We start from the raw sequence: 18,153 nt of genomic DNA on the forward strand, positions 1-18,153 counted from the left end.
AATTTTGAAGGGGCTGCCGATATCATCAGGCAGCCCCTTTTTTTATGACCTTTGCGTGGGGGAATTTAGCTTAGGCAATGGGGAATCCTCGGTTTAAATCGTTAATTTTGCGTCATGAAGAAAACTGCGAAAAACGGGCAGGCGAATGCCAAGCCTACCTTCAAACGTCCGGTAGAACGTTATTTCCATGCCTTAGACCGTAATTTCGGCGCAGCCAACAAGACAGCCTTGGCTGTGGGCCTTACGATAGCCTTCTTTGGCATTATGGGGCTGATTTGGATGGTGCCATTTCCGCAGTTTGATTTTTTAGTGAAAATGAATGCCCATACCTTCTTGAATTGGGGTTCTTTCTTTATTGCCATTGTGGTTTATTGTTACCTCAAATTGGCGCCTACCTTATCTTACGCCATGCTCTTTAGCATCGGTACTATGAGTTATTTTATTGTTCAATTGGAGTATGTAGAGCGAGATGGTGGGCCAGCTGTTGTGTTGGTATGCGCAGTAATAGCTATCGTTGGACTGTTGTTGACCTATTTTACGGCAAGAAAATCAACGCAAGTAGATGCTGCGAAGTTTTTACAGTTATTGGGCATCGGGCCGATTTGGTTATGGTCGAAATTATTCGATCGCTTAAAATGGAAATATTAATGATGACAGCCTATAAATACCCTTTACATTTTAAATTTAGAGTAACCACGTTCGCAAACGACTTTATCGCATCGGATGCTGATGGAGCAACCCTCTTCTATGTTCGCGAGAAGATATTCAAATGGCGGGATCATATTTCTGTGTATAGGGATGAGTCCAAGTCGGAACTGCTGTATGAGTTTATCTCCAATAAGTTGATCGACTTTCAACAGACCTTGACCATCTACGATCATCAGAATAAGGTGATAGGGAAAGTGCGCAGAAAGAGCATTAAATCGCTATGGCGATCTACCTTCTATTTAATGGATCAGGATGATCGACACGATCATAGTATTACGGAAAAGAATGTGTGGACAAAGTTCTGGGATAGCCTATTTGGTGAATTGCCGTTAATTGGCATGCTTTCAGGCTACGTGTTCAATCCTTCCTACTTATTGAAAGATCAGCAAGGGAATGTTCTTTTTGAAATTGTGAAGGAACCTTCTTTCTTTGGTCGGAAATTCACCTTGTATAAAGAAACGGATCAGCCGGTTGATGATGAGCGCATGGTATTAAGCCTGATGCTCATGATCCTCGCCGAGCGAACCAACGGATAATATATCGAATAAAACAGGCCAGCAATATTGCTGGCCTGTTTTTTATCATTGATAATCTTCTTTTTTAATTTGGTAAAGGACTTGAATACCTTTGCCATCTTCCGCAGTATATTCTTCTACTTCCTGGGCTCCAATCTTGGCTAAGGCGGCTTGCGAGCGTACATTGCCTTTTCGAACGTGGAATAACACCCGGTCTACTTTTTCAAAGGCGAAATCCATCATCAGCTTCTTAACCGATTGGTTGTACGTTCCGCCCCAATAGGCTGTCTTGAGGAAGGAATAGCCAATGGCTACAGTCTTCGCTGCCGCATCGAACTGGTAAAAGCAGGTAGCACCTATAACCTGTTCTGTTTTTTCGTGCAGAATCAAGTAGGGGAGATCTGCAGCCAATAGTTTTTGAAAATACTTGGTAAAACCGATTGGGCTATAGCGACGCTGATCAGGGTGTTGCTCCCAGATTTGCGGATCGGAAGCCGCGGCATAAACCCATTCGTAATCCTCCTTTAATAAGGGAATCAGTTTCACAAGCCCATTGCTTAAAGTTTTTCTTTCTAACATGGCTTATTTGATAATACGTTTGATCTTATTCGATTTCTTGATCCACTTATGCACAGCATCGTAGTCTTCTTGTTCTATCTTATCGTAAATATGCTGCAACTGCTTGATATGCTCTTCAAGCACCTCTAAAACATTAGCGCGATTCTGTTTGAAAATAGGCGTCCACATATCTGGTGATGACTTGGCCAAACGTACCGTGGATTGAAAACCCGACCCGGCCAATTCAAAAATACGGCCTTGGGACTTCTCCTTTTCCAAAACCGTTAATGCCAAGGCAAAAGAGGTTAAGTGGGAGATGTGTGAAACATAGGCCGTGTGCATATCGTGCTCCTCGGCATTCATAAAGGAAGATTTCATTTCCAGTTGATCGGTAATAGCGTCCGCAATTTCAAAGGCGTCTTCGTCGGTTTTAAAGGCCTCTACATAGACCATCATTTTATCTTTAAAGAGGTTGGGGATGGCTGCTTCAGGGCCAGAGTATTCTGTTCCTGCCATCGGGTGTGCCGCAATATAACGGCCACGGTTCGGATGATCCTGAATTAGGTTTAGGATGTTGGATTTGGTGGAACCCATATCGATAATCACCTGGTCGGTAACTTTGTCTAAAAGACCCGGAAGGATCTTCATAATCGCATCCACAGGGATAGTCAATACCAACACCTTGCAGGAAGCCAACGCTTCGTCTAGGGTCTGTATTTCATCGACAAGGTTAAGCTGTAGGGCTTTCTTTTGGTTGGATTCGTTTTTTTCAACACCAACGACCTTGCTGCAGAATTTCGTTTCTTTAAGTCGGATGCCAATCGATCCTCCGATCAATCCTACACCGACAATAGCTATATTCATTTTACTACTAATCTAATGTTCAAAAATTATGCGTGGCTGCTGGCAGCTTTTGCATTTTCCATACGGGCAATGGCCTGATCGAAGACTTCTATTTTAGCACATAAGCTAATCCGGATGTACCGATCGCCGGCACTGCCAAATATCCCTCCAGGGGTGATAAAAACATGCGCCTGATACAAGAGCTCATCGCTGAGGGCATAGCAATCGGTATAAGATTCCGGGATTTTAGCCCAGATAAATAAGCCGACTTGGTTTTTATCGTAACTGCAACCCAGGAAATCCATAATGCTATACACCTTCTCACGTCTTTCCGCATAGGTCGTATTCAATTGGCTGTACCAGGATTTATCCAATTGCAGGGCTTTTGCCGCCGCCAATTGAACAGGTAGAAACATGCCAGAGTCCATGTTGCTCTTGAAGCGTAAGATTTCGTCTATACGTTGTTGGGCAGCAACCAGCATGCCTATACGCCAACCGGCCATATTGGAGGATTTGCTCAATGAGTTTAACTCGATAGCAACCTCTTTAGCGCCCGGTACGGATAGTAAACTGCGCGGATGCTCGTTCAGGATAAAGCTGTACGGATTATCATGGCAGATCAGGATCTGATGTTTCTTTCCAAAGGCAACCAGCTTTTCAAAGATTTCCTCCGTAGCTAGGGTACCGGTAGGCATGTGCGGATAGTTAATCCACATCAGTTTTACCTTAGAAAGGTCCGTTTTGGCAAGTGCCTCTAAATCTGGAAGCCACTGTTTTTCTTCTTTCAGCTCGTAAGGAACCGCCTTGGCGCCCGAAAGACGGACAGCACTGGCATAGGTAGGGTAGCCCGGATTCGGAATTAAGGCCTCATCGCCCTCCTGCAAATAGGTCATGCAGATATGAACGATGCCTTCCTTAGAACCGATTAAAGGTAGAATTTCAGTATTGGGGTTCAGCGAAACGCGATAATATCGAAGATACCAGTCTGCCATGGCTTGTCGTAGGGCGGCTGCACCTTTATAACTTTGATAACCATGCGTGTTTGACAATGCCGCCTGTTCTTGTAATTCCCGGATAACTTCCGGGTGTGGCGGCAAATCTGGACTGCCGATGCCGAGGTTAATTACCTGTGCACCGTTCTTGTTCATCTCTTCGATCTCTCTCAGCTTTTTCGAAAAGTAGTACTCCTCGGTTTGCTGAAGTCGTTTCGCAACTTCTATTTCCATTTTTACGCTAATTTGGCGTTAAAATTAGGAAATCTTACTGTCATTAAATCATTTCTATTAAATATTTACAGCTTTTTTCCTGCATTTATTTGAAATTTGATTTTTTTCCTATCCATTCCTAATTAAACCAAGTAAACTGCCCTTGGCTTCCCTTTCGAACGGCAACTTATATTCTCTTTTCTTTTTGTTTTGTTATTTGATTGTTAAGGATATTTAAACTTGCCGACAAAATCTGCTTTTTATGTAAAACTGGCGTAATAAATTAACTTTTAAAATAATGAACAAGAAAAATATTTCCTAAAAATTACTATTATTGGGAATAAATTAAATAAAAGTTATATAATATTAATTAAAAGTTATGAAAGCTTTAGTATTGTCTGGTGTAAAAGAAATCGCTCGTCGAGCCAATGTGTCGATAGCCACGGTAGACCGCGTACTCCACAACAGGTCTGGAGTAGCCCTAAAAACCAAGGAACTGATTGAGGCAATTATCAAAGATATGGACTATAAGCCCAATATTCTTGCTAAACGTCTTGCTTCTAAACGCGTTCACCGCTTCGCTGTCCTGATCCCTCAGGAAAATGCCGAAACAGATTATTGGCGAGCTTTACTTAATGGCATTCAATCTGCTTTAAATGAACTAGGTGACTTTGGTGTGGAAATAAGTTACTACTTATTTAATCAGCGTGACAGGACACACTTTAAAGAACTTGCCGATCATGTGTTGGGCCGGAATTTAGATGCTGTTATCGTTGCGCCTGTTTTTGTGAAGGAAACCAAAGATTTTGTGTTCCAATGCGAGGGCAAGAAAATTCGTTATATCTTCTTGCAAAATGACCTGCCTTTGGCCAGCCCCTTGAGTTATATTGGCCCCGATGCCTTTCAGTTTGGAAGACTGGCAGCTAATATGTGTAAATATCTGGTTGAGCCACATGAGCCTATTTTAGTCTTATCGCTGCGCCCAGAACTGGAAGCTGATAATTTGCTGGCCGAGAAGATGAAAGGCTTTGAAGATTTCTTGGGAGAGCAGGGGGCTGCCTGGAATATCATGAACCTTAAAATAGATACCGATATGTACGAGGTGTTTGAGGCAGCCCTAGCCCAATACCTGGAGAATAACAAAACCAATTTAATATACGTGTTGAATTCGCAGGTGTTTTGGGTAGCACGGTTCTTCTCCGAACATCAAATCCAAGATATCAAGCTTATTGGCTATGATTATTCCAGTAATAATATCAAATACCTGGAAAAAGGCTATATCGACTTTTTAATCTGCCAGCAGCCACTGAAGCTTGGATACCGTGCTTTGGCAACTCTCTTTGAGCATTTTATCGCTAAAAAAGGAGTTTCTCGTACGCAATACATGCCTATCGATATTGTGACGAAGGAAAACTTTAAACTTTATAAACACTAAAGTTTAAACCGAATAGATTTTGCTGTAACTGTTTAACTTGTTAATTATCAACCCTGTAAATTGTTGCTTACTTATGTTTCTAGATGAGAAACCTTATTTGGAACTGACATAAGTTTGCAACAATTTCTTACTACCTTTCCTGAAAAACGATGAAGGTTACAAATTTTCTTACATTTGTAATCTTAGTATTTTGCATGAAGACTTACTTTAGACTGATATCATTTGCGAAGCCTATTGAGAAGTATGCCATTCCCTACATTCTTTGTACATTGATAATGGTCATATTCAGTACGCTTAATCTTGCCCTCTTAGCTCCCTTGTTGCATACCCTGTTTAATGCAAAGGATGCCGTGGTCGAAGTAGTTGAAAAACCAGAAAGCGTAACGGATCTGATGGGCTATTTCAATTATTTCGCGTACGATTTAAACAATAGACTCGGGCCTTATGAAGCACTGAAGTATATCTGTATTGTAATTGTGATATCGGTTTTCATTTCCAACTTGTTTCGTTATTTATCGCAGCGGGTAATGGAGAACCTTCGTATCCATACCTTATTAAACCTGCGTAAATCCGTTTTTGATAATGTGATGAACCTGCATTTAGGCTATTTTTCAAACCAGCGTAAAGGGGATATCATTTCGAAAATCGCATCTGATGTGCAGGTGGTACAGTTCTCGGTGACCGGTACCTTGCAAGTTGCTTTTAAAGAACCACTACAGCTGATCGCCTATTTGATTATGCTGTTTATTATTTCAGCGAAACTCACCCTCTTTTCCTTATTGGTTATTCCGGTATCAGCCTTCTTTATTTCCCGCATCGTGAAGACCTTGAAGTCGCAGGCGCAGGAAGGGCAGAAGACCTACGCCAATATGATTACCTATTTGGAGGAAGCATTAACTGGTGTAAAGATCATTAAGTCTTTTAATGCACTGGACTTTGTGAAAGCCAAGTTCAATCGGGAAAATGATCGCTATGCGACCATTATGCGCCGCATGGTTCGTCGCCAGCAAATGGGATCTCCGGTGTCGGAGCTGTTAGGGGTTATTATGGTGGCCATTATTTTATTATACGGTGGGCACCTGGTATTAACTGGAACCGGTGATTTGCAGGCTTCTGAGTTTATTGCCTATATCGCTATTTTCTCGCAGATTATGCGCCCTGCAAAAGCATTGACCGATGCTTTCAGTAATATCCATAACGGGATTGCTGCTGGCGAACGCGTATTGCAGCTAATTGATGAGAAAAACCTAGTAAATGATAAGCCGAATGCCATTGTAGTGAACTCCTTCAACGATAGCATAAAATTCGACCAAGTTTCCTTCTCCTACGAGGAAAAGGAAGTGCTGCATCAAATTAATCTGGATATCCAAAAGGGGCAAACAATCGCCTTGGTTGGACCTTCCGGTGGAGGGAAATCGACTTTAGTCGATTTGATCCCTCGCTTTATGGATGTAACTGCTGGCAGCATCAAAATGGATGGAACAGACTTAAGGGATTTGAATCAAGAGTCGCTGCGACAGCTTATCGGGGTTGTCAATCAAGAATCTATTCTTTTCAACGATACGATATTCAATAACATCGCTTTTGCCAACGTTACGGCAACGGAAGAAGAGGTGATTCGGGCAGCAAAAATTGCGAATGCCCATGAGTTTATTATGGCAACAGAGCAAGGGTATCAAACCAATATTGGCGACCGTGGCTCGAAGCTTTCTGGTGGACAGCGCCAGCGGATTTGTATTGCACGCGCCGTATTGAAAAACCCACCAATTATGCTGTTGGATGAGGCGACATCCGCATTGGATACCGAGTCTGAACGTCTGGTGCAGGATTCCCTCTATAAGCTTATGGAGAATAGAACAACCGTGGTCATTGCCCACCGCTTGAGTACCATCCAGAATGCCGACATGATTGTGGTGCTGGAAGCCGGAAGAATTGTAGAAACCGGTTCTCACCTCGGGCTAATTGCTCAAAATGGTCTCTACAGGCGCTTAATCGATATGCAGCAGTTTGCTGAATCCTAAGTGCAATCAAATCGCTTTTTAGCGTAGGTTTTGTTAACTTTGTAAGGTAAGAAGTGCGAAATGGAAGCAACAAAAAAACTATCGTTTTTATTGAACGATTCTAATTTATCACACGAACTAAAAAGTATTGCGCAGAAAGTCTTAAATGGCGAACGCATCACTTTTGATGAAGGTGTCTATCTATATGAACATGCGGAATTGGGATACCTGGGTGTCCTCGCGAATTATATCCGTGAACAAAAGCATGGCGACTACACGTATTTTAACCGTAACTTCCATATCGAACCCACAAACGTATGTGTCTACGACTGTAAGTTTTGTTCTTATTCTCGTTTGATTAAGAACCGTTCTGAAGGATGGGAAATGGATGTCGATGCCATGATGGACATCGTGCGTAAATACGATGATGAACCGGTAACCGAAGTCCATATCACGGGCGGCGTGGTGCCGAAGCAAAACCTGGAGTTCTATGCCGATTTCTTTAAACGTTGTAAGGAACATCGTCCGGAATTACATATCAAAGGTTTAACCCCTGTAGAATACTATTACATCTTTAAAAAGGCGAAGCTTAGCCATTACGAAGGGATGAAATACCTGCAATCCTGTGGTCTGGATTCCATGCCAGGCGGAGGAGCAGAGATTTTCCACCCGGAAGTAAGGGAAAAGATTGCCCATGATAAATGTACCGCCGATCAGTGGTTGGATATCCATGAACAAGCGCATAAGCTTGGCATGCATACCAATGCAACAATGCTATACGGTCATATTGAGGAGTTTTGGCATCGCGTAGATCATATGGAAAGACTACGTGAATTGCAAGATAAAACCGGCGGATTCCAAACCTTTATTCCATTAAAATTCCGCAACAAAGACAACCAGATGGAGAATGTTCCAGAGGTTTCCGTTGTCGAGGATTTGAGAAACTACGCAGTAGCGCGGATATACATGGATAACTTCCCGCATATCAAAGCTTATTGGGCAATGATCTCCCGGAATACCGCACAATTATCCCTAGCCTTTGGTGTAGATGACATCGATGGGACCTTAGACGATACCACCAAAATCTACAGTATGGCAGGCGCAGAGGAGCAAAACCCTGCGATGTCTACCCGTGAGTTGGTGGAGTTAATCAAACATGTAGGCCGCCATCCGATCGAGCGAGATACCTTATATAATGTCGTAACAGATTATAATGAGGTAGCCTTTGAAGAAGAAAACCCTAAAAAACAATATTATTCCCTACCAGTGGTGAATTAAGCGAGGAAAGATTGAAAAAGACGATATATTTTATTCGACACGGACAGACAGACTTAAATTTAAAAGGCATAGTACAGGGAAGAGGTGTTAATTCCCCCTTGAATGAAAACGGATTCCAACAAGCCCAAGCTTTTTATGATGCCTATAAGGATGTTCCTTTTGATAAAGTGTATACTTCCACCTTATTAAGAACCCACCAAACTGTAGCTCCATTTATCGAACAAGGAATCCCAACAGAAGAACTGGAAGGACTTGATGAGATTAGCTGGGGCATTTATGAGGGGCAGGAACAGACTAAGGAAATCCTGGATGGCTTTGAATTGGTGGTTGGCTCCTGGCGCAATAACGAGCTTGATTTAGCCATAGAAAACGGCGAATCGCCCAACACATTGGTTGCCCGTCAAAAGAAAGCCATTGAACATATCCTGAAGAATAAAGAAGAAGAAACGGTTTTGGTATGTATGCATGGTCGTGCGCTACGCATTATGTTGTGCCATTTAACCAAGGTGCCTGTATGTAACATGGATGATTTCCCGCATACCAATACAGCCCTTTATATCTTGGAATACGAGAAGGATGAATTCTCGATCATAGATTATTTCAATACCAAACATTTAGAAGATTTACTTGATGGAAAAGATTAGAATATCTGCTGTTTCCTATACCAATACATTGCCTTTTTTGCAAGGTATCCGGAAAGCAGATGTGATGAACGATATTAGCCTTTCGGTAGATTATCCGAGCGAATGCGCCAGAAAAGTAATGGCCGATGAAGCAGACATGGGCATTATCCCCGTAGCGGCTTTGGCAGAAATGAAAGATTACCACATCATCGGCGATTATTGCATTGGTACAAAGAATTATGTAGACTCAGTATTTATCTTTTCGGAGAAACCGATAGAAGAAATTAAAAGCTTGCGTTTAGATCCGCAATCAAAAACTTCGAATGGTCTTGCCCGCATCCTGTTGCAGCGCTATTGGAAGCGTGACGATGTGGAAATCCTGACAGCAGGTGATGCTGATGCTTATGTATTAATTGGCGATCGTACCTTTGGTAAAAAGGATAGCATCCCCTATGTTTATGACTTAGGCCATTATTGGAATGCGCTTACCGGCTTGCCTTTTGCCTTTGCGGTATGGGTGTCCAACAAAGCCTTGCCAGCCAGTTTTGTGCAGCGTTTCAATGATGCCTTAGCAGAGGGCGTTTCTCGTCCGAACGATGTAATCCCGGGCTTACCTGTATTCCCGAACTTTGATTACGTCCATTACCTCAATGAAAGCTTAGACTTTCATTTAGATGCCGATAAAAGAAAAGCATTAAGCCTATACCTGGACTGGTATAAAGCCTTGTAAAACAAGATTAAAAGTAGTAACTATATAACACAAGAAGAGCGGGATTTCCCGCTCTTCTTGTGTTATAATACGTTTAATAGGATCATCAGCCAACCCACAATCATCAGCAAGCCGCCGATAGGGGTAATAGGCCCTAGGAACCTTAAATTTACTTTCCAAAGGTCTTTGAAGCTTAGCAAGTAAATACTGCCAGAGAAAAGCACACAGCCCCATAATAAACCATATACGGCCCAGTGGTCAGCACTGCTTACAAACTCCATATTAAAACCGATAATCAGCAAGGTGATGGCTGCATACATCTGATAGCGAACACCAACCTCAAAAGAACTTAAGCGTTCTTCGGATAGCACCTTCTTTAAGGCATGGGCGCCAAAGGCTCCCAAGATAATGGAAAGAATCCCTAGGATTGATCCGGAAATAAGTGCAATCTGATTCACGTTATTTTGCTGCTTTATTAATTTGCTTTACAAGCTCTTGTTCGGTCGCTACGCCGCTGTAAGTCCAAACCTCCTGGCCATTCTTATAGATTTTTACCACCGGGATTGCACTCACTTTTAAGTCTTTCATCAATTGATTGTTCTTATCGGCATCGAGGCGAACCACTTTCACTTTGCCTTTTTGCTCTTTTTCTACCTTTTCTAAAATAGGTTTCAATTGCTGACAAGGCGCACACCAAACGGCCGAGAAATTAACGAGAACAACCTTGTCCGATTTGGTTAAATGCGTGTAATCGGCCATGTTCATACCTTTATCTGCCTTCCCTTTGTTAGGTTTTATTTCAGGCTTCTCGGTACTTCGCCAGTCCATCATTCCGCCAGAATAATCGAAAACCTGATAGCCCTGAGCTGTTAAAAACTCTGAGGCTTGTTTACTGCGACCACCACCTAGGCAATACACGTATACAGGTTCATTCTTCTTTAATCCTGCTAATTGCTTTTTAAAGTTAGCCTGATCTTTCCAGTCTACATTGACAGCATTAGGAATATGGCCATCTGCAAATTCTTGCGGCGTACGTACGTCCAGAATCTGAGCCGAAGGCTTAGCAATCACTTTTTCGAGGGTTTCCGCTTTAATTTTCTCTTGTGCCAATCCAGGGATTGCGCATCCCAAAAGGCCAAGCGCTAAGATTAAGTTCTTCATCATTGTTGTTTTATGGGCCTATTAGCCCTTTCTCAAATACTTCGTTAATATAACGATGGTTTGCCCTTCAATCTTGCCTTCAATTTGTTCGGTGTTGTCGGGCACCAACCTAATATTCTTAACAACTGTGCCAAGTTTTGCAGAAAGGCTCGATCCTTTCACGTCTAAGGTTTTTACCAGCACAACGGTATCCCCTTCAAATAGGCGTGTACCATTGGAGTCTTGGTGAAAAGCCACCGTCGCATCGGCTTCATGGTCACCTGTTTTCTTCGCCCAGGCAAGGGTATCCTCATCTAAATATAAAATATCTAAGTTGTTTGCCGCCCAGGCCTCTTGGCGAAGTCTGCTAAGCATACGCCAGGCCGTAACTTGCACCGGTAAATAAGACGACCACATCGTGTCACTAAGGACTTTCCAGTGCTCCGGATCAATCTGTTCTGTTTTTTCCAGCTGTCCTTTGCAAACCGAACATACATAAATGCTGTTATCTACCGTAGGGGTTTCCACCGGTGGAACCTCATAAATATCGAGGTCATTAGCCGATAAACATAGTTCACATTTGTTGTCGCTTCTGCTTTGTAGTTCTTCTAATAACATAAAATTGGGTAATAAGTATTGATTTCAAAGATACGGATTTTAAATGAGGGCGCTGAATCTTACCTTTTATATAGAAAATATCCTTGCTCAACTTATGGCAAAGAATTTGCATGGATCAAAAAATAAACTGAAAACTTAAAATAGACTTATGAAATGGCAAGGCGGCCGCAATAGCGGCAATGTTGAAGATCGTAGGGGCATGTCCGGAGGGCAGAAACTTACCTTGGGAGGAATAGGAGGGGTAATCGTATTAATTATTGGATTCTTTATGGGGGGAGACCCTGGCGAGTTGCTGAATCAGATGCAACAACAACAGGGCGGAACCACCGAGCAGGGCGAGTTTCAATCGACACCGGAAGAAGATCGTTTGGTGGAATTTGCCGGTGTGGTACTCACCAGTACGGAAGATGTATGGGGCGCTATTTTCCAGGAAAATGGAAAATCTTACCCGGTAACAAAACTAACCATCTACCGCGATGCTTATGAAACAGGAGGTTGTGGTGTTGGGCAGGCGCATTTTGGACCATTCTATTGTCCGGGAGATCAGAAAATCTACTTAGACCTCAGCTTCAACAACGAATTAGCGAATCGCTTCGGAGCGAAGGGCGAGTTTGCCTTAGCCTACGTAATTGCGCATGAGGTAGGACACCACATCCAGAATATCTTTGGGGTCTTGCAGCAAACGAATGCGATGCGTGCGAAGATGAGTGAACGAGAGTATAACAAAATCTCGGTAATGACCGAATTGCAGGCCGATTTCTATGCAGGCGTATGGGCGCATCACGCGACCAAACAATCGGATGTGAAATTAACCTATGATGATATTGTAGAAGGCATGCGTGCGGCAGCAGCGGTAGGTGATGACCATATCCAAGAACAAGCCCAAGGGCATTCAAGTCCGGAGTCTTTCACCCACGGTACATCCGAACAACGCGCATACTGGTTTAAGAAAGGCTATGAAACTGGCGATATCAACCAAGGAAATACCTTCAACGACCCGAGCTTACAATAAGCTATTGCACCAATAGGTTGCAGCCCCTGATATCGGAATTATCGAATCTGCCTAGTATTTCAAACGAGCCATCAGGATGGTATTTACCTAAATCCTGAGTCGCTATAAAGGAGCAGGAGTAATAATTGGCTAAATCAATGACATTTATGGCTCCTGTTTTTTTATCGTCAATAAGGCTCAGGGGATCGTTGGTATCCCGGATTAACACCTTCATCCATTTGGGCGTATAGAACAGACCTTCGCCTTTGGAATAGCCTTGCGACAGCAATTCCGTCATGCCGTATTCCGAGTGGATATGCGGAACGCCGAATCCTGCTTTGAGCTGCTCGTGCAATTCTTCTCGAATCATCTCTTTACGCTTACCCTTCATGCCACCCGTCTCCATAATAATTAATTCGGGGAAATCAACCTGAAAGGCCTCCACAAAATCTAATAGGGCGTAGGTCACACCAAATAAGATGGTTTTTGTTCCTTTAGCTTTTAGGCTTAATAGGCAATCGTATAAGTCTTGCTGATTGTATAAGAAGTAATTGCTTTCTGCTTGTTTGGAATGTTTGATGAGGTCATCCACCATGTATATCAGAGAAGAGCCTGTGCGTTCCAGATAGGAAGGGAGTAAAGCCAAAATAGCCAGGTCTTCAATCGGGCCATAAAACTGTTCAAAGGCCAGTCTGAAACTCCGTTCATACAGGCTGCTATCGGCTACTAAATGCTTACTCGTAATCATACCGGTCGTGCCAGAGCTGCTGAATACAATTTCTGCCGATTTGCCGGCAGCGATAATATCCTGACTTTTGAAAAATTGAATGGGCATGCATGGAATATCGCGGTAATGCTGGATGTCCTCTACCGAACGACCTAAGATTTGAAGGTATTGCTTATAGATGCTGTTGTTTTCCGCTTGAAAACGAAATACGTCCAAAGCACATGCATTAAACTCCTCCTCCGATTGGATGTTAAAAATCCGGTCTACTAATTCCATGTGGCAAAAATAAGGATTAGATCGAATAGAAAAAAAGAGGCTGTATCACTAATTATGATACAGCCTCTTTTTTATTGCGTGTTGTTTGGGCCTATAACATACCGCCACAAACCGAAATAACTTGTCCTGTTACGTAGGAAGAAAGGTCAGAAGCTAAGAATAAACAGGCGTTTGCTACATCTTCAGGCTCTCCAGCACGTTTCAATGGAATATTAGCTTCCCATCCGGCCACAACTTTCGGATCCAATACATCGGTCATCTCCGTACGGATAAATCCTGGTGCAATAACGTTTGTACGGATATTACGAGAGCCTAATTCTTTGGCTAATGATTTCGAGAAACCGATAATTCCGGCTTTTGAAGCCGCGTAGTTCGCTTGTCCGGCATTTCCTTGCACCCCAACCACAGAGCTCATGTTAATGATGCTCCCTTTCCGGTTTTTCATCATTACCTTAGAGGCAGCTTTGGAAACGTTGAATACCGATTTTAGGTTAATGTTGATCACATCATCCCAGTTTTCTTCGGTCATACGCATCAATAGGCCATCTTTTGTAATTCCGGCATTATTTACCACGATATCCAATGTGCCGAAATCAGCAACAATTGCATTGATTAATTCCTCGGCTTCATCAAATTTGGAAGCGTCTGAACGGTATCCTTTCACTTGGGTGCCAAATGCTTGCAATTCCTGTTCTAAGGCTTGTCCTTTTTCTACGGATGAAAGGTAGGTGAAGGCAACATTTGCACCTTGCTGCGCAAATACTTCGGCAATTTTTCTACCAATTCCTTTGGAGGCACCTGTAATTAAGGCTGTTTTTCCGGCTAACAATTTCATATGTATTTCTTATTAAATGCTTGATTAAAGAACCACAAAAGTGGAAAATAAACTGCATAATACAAAAAATGTTCCTCAATAGAAAGTAGTGGATTTATTTTTTTAAGCCAAAAAAGCACATATCTACAACGAGAACTGGGATATATTGATAAAATCACAAATATTTGAAATGTTTCTGACAATATTATTCGCTTATATATAAAGCGAATATTAATTTTGTATTTCATTTTAAAAACATGGGTAAGAAAACAAAAAAAACGGAAGTAGACGTTGTTTTAATAGGTGCCGGCATTATGAGTGCAACACTCGGTACATTAATCAATGAGTTAAGTCCGGATATCAACATCGAGATTCTCGAACGTCTGGATGTTGTTGCTGCTGAAAGTTCTGATGCATGGAATAATGCAGGCACAGGACACTCCGCATTATGCGAGTTAAACTATACGCCTCAACAGGCCGACGGCAGTGTAAAAATCGATAAGGCTATTAATATTGCTGAGCAGTATGAAGTTTCCAAGCAGTTTTGGTCTTACCTAGTAGAGAAGGGAATCATAAAAAGTCCTAGCCATTTCATCCGTCAGGTGCCTCACATGTCGGCGGTATTTGGCGAAAAAGATGTACAATTCTTAAAAACAAGATACGAAACCCTGACCAAGCAAAACTTGTTCAAGGGTATGGAGTATACAGAAGATACAACAACCTTAAACCAATGGGTTCCATTAATGATGGCGGGCCGCGATGCCAATGAGCCTATCGCAGCCACCAAAATGGATATTGGTACCGATGTTAACTTCGGTGCTTTAACGCGCGATTTAGTGGAATACCTAGACGCCAAAGAAAACATCAAACTTTCCTTAAACCAAGAAGTAAAAGATATTGACCGTGAAGATGATGGTCGTTGGGAAGTAGAGGTTAAAGATTTAGTCACAGGCGAGAAACGCGAGATCTTGGCTAAATTTGTATTCATCGGCGCCGGTGGTCACTCCTTATTGTTATTGGAGAAATCCGGAATTCCAGAAGCCAAGGGCTATGGCGGTTTCCCAGTAGGGGGCCAATGGCTACGTTGTACAAACGAAGAAATTATTAAACAACACCATGCGAAAGTCTATGGTAAAGCTTCTGTAGGAGCGCCTCCCATGTCTGTTCCGCACTTAGATACCCGATACATCGATGGCAAACAAGCCTTATTGTTCGGGCCATATGCTGGTTTCTCCACCAAGTTCCTCAAGAAAGGTTCTTATTTCGACTTACCGGCATCCATTAAATTATCAAACATCCGTCCGATGCTTTCTGCAGGATTAGACAACTTACCGTTGACCAAATACTTGATTACGGAAGTGATGAAAAAACCTCAGGATAAATTAGACTCTTTGAAACAATTTATGCCAACGGCAAAATTGGAAGATTGGGCCATCGAGAAAGCCGGACAACGTGTGCAGGTAATCAAGAAGGATCCGAAACACGGGGGTATCTTAGAATTTGGTACCGAGGTGGTATCCAGTGCCGATGGTTCTATTGCAGCCTTATTGGGTGCATCTCCAGGGGCATCCACTTCAGTGGCCATCATGATCAATTTGTTGAAACGTTGTTTCCCGGATCGTGCGAAATCAGACTCTTACCGCAAAAAGCTGCGTGAGATGATTCCTACATGGGGTAAAAAGCTGAACGACGATGCAGCCTTATGTGAGGCGACGCGCGAACGTACGCACGAACTCTTGAATTTAAAATAATAAGTATTAATCAACTTATGGGGTGCTGCAGAGGGAATACCCAAACCGGCTGAGATTATACCCAAAACCTGTAAAAAAGGTTAAACCTGATCCAGGTAATGCTGGCGGAGGGAAAAGGGATCAATATCGATCAATAACATCCATAAGTTATGTCACCCACATCGCTTATGGATGTTTTTTTTGATGGAATACGGACGGCAATAGCCCAAATGACCTGGCTAGAAGTCTTTTCTGTCGCTTGTGGTATTGTGCAGGTATTACTTTCCCGAATTAATAAGGTTTCCAATTACTTTTTCGGCATCTTAGGTATTCTCTCGGGCATGTATGTGTATTTCGATGCGAAACTCTATGCTGAGATTGCCCTGAACATGTATTACCTAATCATGAGTATTTACGGCTGGTGGTTCTGGATGGCGAATAAGACGGCTGCAGAACAGCCCATTACACGTTGCAACCGACAAGATTGGTTCAAGGTGATCGCTATTGTGCTTATTGCCTTCGCCGTACTAACAATTATCCTGCATCGGGTAACAGACTCCGATGTGCCGGTTTGGGATGCCTGGGTATCAGCAACCGCCTGGGCGGGGATGTGGTTACTAGCCCGACGGAAACTGGAAAACTGGATACTGTTAAACATTAGTAATCTTTTCGCTATCCCATTGTATATCCATAAAGACTTGTATCTTTTTGCGGCATTGACTACCTTTTTATTTATAGTAGCCATCTTCGGGTACCTGAAGTGGCAAAAAATTATACAAACCCAAACAACATCGTAATATGCTAGAGCCGAATCAAATTATCCTGTTAAAAGAAGCGCAAAAAGAATCCATTAAAAATAAATTCCTAAACAAAGATCAATTAGGGCTGGCTTATGCCGAGCAATTGTTTAACCTATGGGTGCCCGAAGCCTATGGCGGACGGGAAGAAAGCTTGCCAACAGGATTAAAAATTTTAGAAGAACTAGCTTATATCGATGGGGGCTACGGGTGGACAGTAACCCTTTGTGCCGGTGCAAATATGTTTGCCGGTTTCTTAGCGCCCGCTTTAGCAAAAGCTATATTCAAGGACCCGAAGGTATGTTGGGGTGGCAGTGGCCGCACCGGCGGAAAGGCTGTGTGGAATGGAAAGGAATACCTGATTTCCGGACAATGGCAATATGCCACAGGAGCTCCGCATTTAACGCACTTCACCTTTAATGCCGAGATCTGGGAAAACGGACAACCTGTGCAGGAGGAAGATGGAAGCCTGAAAGTTCGCTCTTTCTTTATCCCACGCGATCAGGTATTGATCCATTACGACTGGTCGGCCTTCGGCTTGGAATGTACGGCCAGCCATAATTTCTCCTTGAACAATGCCATCGTTCCTAAGGAAAATGAATACCTACTCGATCCCATTGCAAAGACGTCCGATTCGCCCTTATTTGCAATCCCCTTTATGCCATTTGCAGAAATTACCTTATTGGTAAACTATATAGGTATGTTCCGTCGCTTTTTAGACTTGGTGGAACGCTATTATTTCGAAAAAGCGAAAGATGCTCAATGGGCAGAAAAATGGAGCAAACAGCGCTTTCAGCAACTCGATAGCATACAAACAGATTTTAATAAGCAGCGAGCAAAAGCTTTTGCCTTGGCCGATTCCATCTGGGAACAGGTGCTTGCCGGTCGTACTGATAGCAATGCCAAACAGTACGATGAATTGGCAACCTTCGCCCGTCAATTTGTAAAGGAAATGCGTGAGCAATTGATTCAGCTATTCCCATTGCTAGGCATTCGGGCAGCACAGGTAGATCATGAAATAAACATTGTATTCCGAAATATATTTACAGCCAGTCAGCATAGCTTGTTAAATATTTAAGGATAAATCAGCAAGCTGATTAGATTAAAAAGGGAAAATGTTAGGAAATTTTGCTTAGGTAAGGAGGGTTGGGGAGGTTTACAAATGTATGGGTGGATTTTAATCCTC

Annotated in this window: 19 protein-coding genes; 11 read left to right on the forward strand and 8 right to left on the reverse strand. The window is 42.7% G+C overall.

The annotated features are described in order from the left end of the window. The first annotated feature begins 114 nt into the window (after nt 1-114). Together GQF63_RS08100 and GQF63_RS08105 are read left to right on the forward strand one after the other, a co-directional pair. Nucleotides 115-648, forward strand: a complete 534-nt coding sequence (locus tag GQF63_RS08100; protein ID WP_160368727.1) for a hypothetical protein — start codon at nt 115-117, stop codon at nt 646-648. After that, entirely contained in the window at nt 648-1,244 is a 597-nt protein-coding gene (locus GQF63_RS08105) for an LURP-one-related family protein (protein WP_212592506.1), read from the forward strand. The genes GQF63_RS08100 and GQF63_RS08105 overlap by 1 nt, the downstream gene beginning before the upstream one ends. 45 nt (nt 1,245-1,289) lie before the next feature. Here the strand turns inward: GQF63_RS08105 and GQF63_RS08110 are convergent, their stop codons facing one another. The 3 genes from GQF63_RS08110 to GQF63_RS08120 are packed head-to-tail and all read right to left on the reverse strand — an operon-like array spanning nt 1,290 to nt 3,850. After that, nucleotides 1,290-1,802, reverse strand: coding sequence for a GNAT family N-acetyltransferase (locus tag GQF63_RS08110; protein WP_160368729.1), 513 nt, complete (start codon nt 1,800-1,802; stop codon nt 1,290-1,292). A gap of 3 nt (nt 1,803-1,805) precedes the next feature. Next, nucleotides 1,806-2,645 carry a prephenate dehydrogenase gene (locus GQF63_RS08115; RefSeq protein ID WP_160368730.1) on the reverse strand — a complete coding sequence of 280 codons (840 nt, stop codon included), beginning with the start codon at nt 2,643-2,645 and terminating at the stop codon, nt 1,806-1,808. A 26-nt stretch (nt 2,646-2,671) separates the two neighbouring features. Then, nucleotides 2,672-3,850, reverse strand: coding sequence for a pyridoxal phosphate-dependent aminotransferase (locus tag GQF63_RS08120; RefSeq protein ID WP_160368731.1), 1,179 nt, complete (start codon nt 3,848-3,850; stop codon nt 2,672-2,674). Nucleotides 3,851-4,208: 358 nt separating this feature from the next. Between GQF63_RS08120 and GQF63_RS08125 the strand changes: the two genes are divergently transcribed. The 5 genes from GQF63_RS08125 to GQF63_RS08145 all read left to right on the forward strand — a co-directional run bounded on the left by GQF63_RS08125 (nt 4,209) and on the right by GQF63_RS08145 (nt 9,895). Beyond that, entirely contained in the window at nt 4,209-5,264 is a 1,056-nt protein-coding gene (locus GQF63_RS08125; RefSeq protein ID WP_160368732.1) for a substrate-binding domain-containing protein, read from the forward strand. A gap of 194 nt (nt 5,265-5,458) precedes the next feature. Further along, nucleotides 5,459-7,285 carry an ABC transporter ATP-binding protein gene (locus GQF63_RS08130; protein ID WP_160368733.1) on the forward strand — a complete coding sequence of 609 codons (1,827 nt, stop codon included), beginning with the start codon at nt 5,459-5,461 and terminating at the stop codon, nt 7,283-7,285. Nucleotides 7,286-7,345: 60 nt separating this feature from the next. Continuing rightward, a complete protein-coding gene (mqnE, locus tag GQF63_RS08135; protein ID WP_160368734.1) occupies nt 7,346-8,542 on the forward strand; it encodes an aminofutalosine synthase MqnE in 1,197 nt (398 codons plus the stop codon). A gap of 11 nt (nt 8,543-8,553) precedes the next feature. Continuing rightward, on the forward strand, nt 8,554-9,186 hold the full coding sequence (locus GQF63_RS08140) for a histidine phosphatase family protein (RefSeq protein WP_160368735.1): 633 nt from the start codon (nt 8,554-8,556) through the stop codon (nt 9,184-9,186). Then, nucleotides 9,173-9,895 carry a menaquinone biosynthetic enzyme MqnA/MqnD family protein gene (locus GQF63_RS08145; RefSeq protein ID WP_160368736.1) on the forward strand — a complete coding sequence of 241 codons (723 nt, stop codon included), beginning with the start codon at nt 9,173-9,175 and terminating at the stop codon, nt 9,893-9,895. Before GQF63_RS08140 ends, GQF63_RS08145 begins: the two co-directional genes overlap by 14 nt. Before the next feature lie 62 nt (nt 9,896-9,957). On the opposite strand, the gene GQF63_RS08150 is transcribed toward GQF63_RS08145, so the two are convergent. The 3 genes from GQF63_RS08150 to GQF63_RS08160 are packed head-to-tail and all read right to left on the reverse strand — an operon-like array spanning nt 9,958 to nt 11,632. Then, entirely contained in the window at nt 9,958-10,332 is a 375-nt protein-coding gene (locus GQF63_RS08150) for a DUF423 domain-containing protein (protein ID WP_160368737.1), read from the reverse strand. Nucleotide 10,333: 1 nt separating this feature from the next. After that, a complete protein-coding gene (locus GQF63_RS08155; RefSeq protein ID WP_160368738.1) occupies nt 10,334-11,038 on the reverse strand; it encodes a thioredoxin domain-containing protein in 705 nt (234 codons plus the stop codon). A gap of 18 nt (nt 11,039-11,056) precedes the next feature. Continuing rightward, on the reverse strand, nt 11,057-11,632 hold the full coding sequence (locus GQF63_RS08160; RefSeq protein WP_160368739.1) for a PhnA domain-containing protein: 576 nt from the start codon (nt 11,630-11,632) through the stop codon (nt 11,057-11,059). 148 nt (nt 11,633-11,780) lie between these two features. Between GQF63_RS08160 and ypfJ the strand changes: the two genes are divergently transcribed. Further along, entirely contained in the window at nt 11,781-12,644 is an 864-nt protein-coding gene (gene ypfJ / locus GQF63_RS08165; protein WP_160368740.1) for a KPN_02809 family neutral zinc metallopeptidase, read from the forward strand. Nucleotide 12,645: 1 nt separating this feature from the next. Here the strand turns inward: ypfJ and GQF63_RS08170 are convergent, their stop codons facing one another. After that, nucleotides 12,646-13,626, reverse strand: a complete 981-nt coding sequence (locus GQF63_RS08170) for a LuxE/PaaK family acyltransferase (protein WP_160368741.1) — start codon at nt 13,624-13,626, stop codon at nt 12,646-12,648. A gap of 91 nt (nt 13,627-13,717) precedes the next feature. Beyond that, complete coding sequence (fabG, locus tag GQF63_RS08175) at nt 13,718-14,461, reverse strand: 3-oxoacyl-[acyl-carrier-protein] reductase (protein WP_160368742.1); 744 nt, start codon at nt 14,459-14,461, stop codon at nt 13,718-13,720. Nucleotides 14,462-14,697: 236 nt separating this feature from the next. Between fabG and GQF63_RS08180 the strand changes: the two genes are divergently transcribed. The 3 genes from GQF63_RS08180 (at nt 14,698) to GQF63_RS08190 (ending at nt 18,045) form a co-directional block, all read left to right on the forward strand. After that, the gene (locus tag GQF63_RS08180; RefSeq protein WP_160368743.1) at nt 14,698-16,191 is read left to right on the forward strand and encodes a malate:quinone oxidoreductase; all 1,494 of its coding nucleotides are present in this window, start codon (nt 14,698-14,700) and stop codon (nt 16,189-16,191) included. A gap of 149 nt (nt 16,192-16,340) precedes the next feature. Continuing rightward, complete coding sequence (gene pnuC / locus GQF63_RS08185) at nt 16,341-16,967, forward strand: nicotinamide riboside transporter PnuC (RefSeq protein ID WP_246163407.1); 627 nt, start codon at nt 16,341-16,343, stop codon at nt 16,965-16,967. A gap of 1 nt (nt 16,968) precedes the next feature. Continuing rightward, nucleotides 16,969-18,045: an acyl-CoA dehydrogenase family protein gene (locus GQF63_RS08190; RefSeq protein WP_160368745.1), complete on the forward strand. Its 1,077-nt coding sequence runs from the start codon at nt 16,969-16,971 to the stop codon at nt 18,043-18,045. Nucleotides 18,046-18,153: the final 108 nt, after the last annotated feature.

The sequence above is a fragment of the Sphingobacterium humi genome (assembly GCF_009768885.1).
GTDB lineage: Bacteria > Bacteroidota > Bacteroidia > Sphingobacteriales > Sphingobacteriaceae > Sphingobacterium > Sphingobacterium humi.